The following is a 2,421-nucleotide window of genomic DNA, read 5'->3' as shown; positions in this document are numbered from 1 at the left end:
ACCGGCGGCACCGACATCCCCGCCACGACGTGGATCGAACTGGTGACCACGGCCCACGAGGTGGGGCTGCGCTCGACGGCGACGATCGTCTACGGCCACGTCGAGACCCCCGCCCAGCAGATCGCCCACCTGCGGGCCCTCGCCGCGATCCAGGACCGCACCGGCGGGTTCACCGAGCTCATCGCGATGCCGCTGGTCGACGTCCCCGAGCACCTCGTGGGCCGCGTCCGGGGCGCCTCGCCGCGCGAGACCCGGGCCCTGCACGCCGTCGCCCGCCTGCTGCTGCACGGCCGGATCGACCACGTCCAGGCCGCGTGGCCGAAGCTCGACCGGGCCGTCGTCCTCGACGTGCTCCGTGGCGGCGCCGACGACCTCGGCGGGCTCCTGCTCGACGGCGCCCTCGACCCGGAGGCGGGCCCCGAGGCCGGTCACGTCCTGCAGGCGGCCGACGTGGACGCGATCGCCCGCGAGCTCGACCGCCCGGTCCGCCAGCGCACCACGCTCTATGACGAGGTCCCGGCGGGGCGCCGCACGGTGGGCCGGGCGCCGTGAGGGCCGACGTCGCGATCGTCGGCGCGGGCTTCGCCGGGCTGGGCCTGGCGATCCGGCTGGCCCGCCGCGGCTTCGGCGACTTCGTCGTGCTCGAGCGGGCCGACGACGTCGGCGGCACCTGGCGCGACAACCGCTATCCCGGCGTCTCGTGCGACGTCCCGTCCCACCTGTACTCGTACTCGTTCCGTCCGGCGCCGGACTGGTCGCGGGTGTTCGCGCCCGGCGAGGAGATCCACGACTACCTGCGCCGCGCCGCCGTCGAGGAGGGCGTCGCGCCGCACGTGCGCTACGGCGCCGAGATGTGGCGGGCCCGCTGGTCCCCGGCCGAGGGCCGCTGGGAGGTGACGACGGCCGCGGGCACCTGGTGGGTGCGCGTCCTCGTCCTGGCCGCCGGCCGGCTCACCGAGCCGCGGGTCCCCGACGTCGAGGGCCTCGACGGGTTCCCGGGCCCGGTCATGCACACCTCGCGCTGGGACGACGACGTCCCGCTGGACGGGGCCCGCGTCGGCGTCGTCGGCACGGGGGCGTCCGCGGCCCAGGTCATCCCGCGGCTGGCCGAGCGGGCGTCGGAGCTCGTGGTCTTCCAGCGCACCCCGACGTGGGTGGTGCCGCGCGGGGACCGCCCGTACTCACCGGGCGAGCGCCGCCGCCTCGCCGAGCACCCCGAGGCCGCCCGGGCGCTGCGGGAAGAGATCTTCGACGACGCCGAGCGTGCCGTCGACGCCCGCCGCCGGGTGCGCCCGGCCATCGACGAGCTGCGCGCCCGCGCCCGTCGCCACCTGCGGGACCAGATCGACGACCCCGACCTGCGCGCCCGCCTCGCCCCGGGCTACGAGATCGGGTGCAAGCGCATCGTGCTCTCCGACGAGCTGTACCCGGCCCTGGCCCGCGACGACGTGACGCTCGAGGACTCCGCGCTCGCGCGGGTCGAGGGACGGACCGCCGTGGCGGCGTCCGGCGCGCGGTACGACCTCGACGCGCTCGTGCTCGCCACCGGCTTCCACGCCGCCCGCCAGCCCTACGCACCCCGGGTGCACGGCCGGCGCGGCACCCTCGCCGAGCACTGGGCGGACGGGATGACCGCCTTCGCCTCGACGAGCGTGCACGGCTTCCCCAACATGTTCGTGCTCGACGGGCCCAACGCGAGCCTCGGCCACAACTCGGCGATCTACATGATCGAGACCCAGATCGAGTACGTGCTCGGCGCGCTCGACCACCTCGCCCGTGCCGGGGAGCCCCTGGAGGTCTCGGCGGCCGCGGAGCGGGCCTACGTCCGGGACGTCGACGCGGCCGCGCGCGACACCGTCTGGCTCGCCGGCGGGTGCCGGAGCTGGTACCTCGACGAGGCCAGCGGCCGCCTGACGCTGCTGTGGCCGGGCTCGGCGCGCTCCTTCCGGGAGCGCAACGCGCGCTTCGACCCGGAGCCCTACCGGACGCACCGAGCGTGACGGCCGGTATCGCGGGGTAGCTACCCCTCCGTCACCCCCGCCCGGCCGGTCGGAGGTGGGTCGGGGACCAGCGCCCGCCGGGAGCGCCCGGGGGGACGAGAGGGGCGAGCGCGCGATGACGACCACCACCGCCGACACGACCGGCGGTACCACCACCGCGGAGCCGACGAAGCTCGAACAGCTCCGGGCCCGCTTCCCGTGGCTCGACCACCTCGTCCGCGCCGGCACCCGCTACACCGAGAAGCACGGGGACCACTACGCCGCGGCCATCACGTACTTCTCGATCCTGGCACTGGTGCCGCTGCTCATGATCGCCTTCGCGGCGGCGGCGTTCGTGCTGGCGAACGACCAGGCGCTGCTCGGCCAGATCCAGTCCAGCATCACCGCGGCCGCCCCGCCCGGGCTCGGCGACCTGCTCAAC

2 protein-coding genes and 1 pseudogene are annotated in these 2,421 nt (G+C 76.0%); all 3 read left to right on the top strand.

Annotated features, from left to right (window positions below; genetic code table 11):
• A pseudogene (locus AC0CYZ_RS31835) lies at nt 1-552 on the top strand (FO synthase); the annotation flags it as partial.
• On the top strand, nt 549-2,000 hold the full coding sequence (locus AC0CYZ_RS31830) for a flavin-containing monooxygenase (protein WP_472222299.1): 1,452 nt from the start codon (nt 549-551) through the stop codon (nt 1,998-2,000). The pseudogene AC0CYZ_RS31835 and the gene AC0CYZ_RS31830, both read left to right, overlap by 4 nt.
• A 115-nt stretch (nt 2,001-2,115) precedes the next feature.
• On the top strand, nt 2,116-2,421 hold a 306-nt coding region (locus AC0CYZ_RS31825; RefSeq protein WP_472222298.1), incomplete at its 3' end, for a YhjD/YihY/BrkB family envelope integrity protein.

This window comes from Actinomycetospora sp. (genome assembly GCF_055612215.1).
Note: the sequence above shows the minus strand (reverse complement) of the source record. Positions and strands in the feature narration are given on the sequence as shown.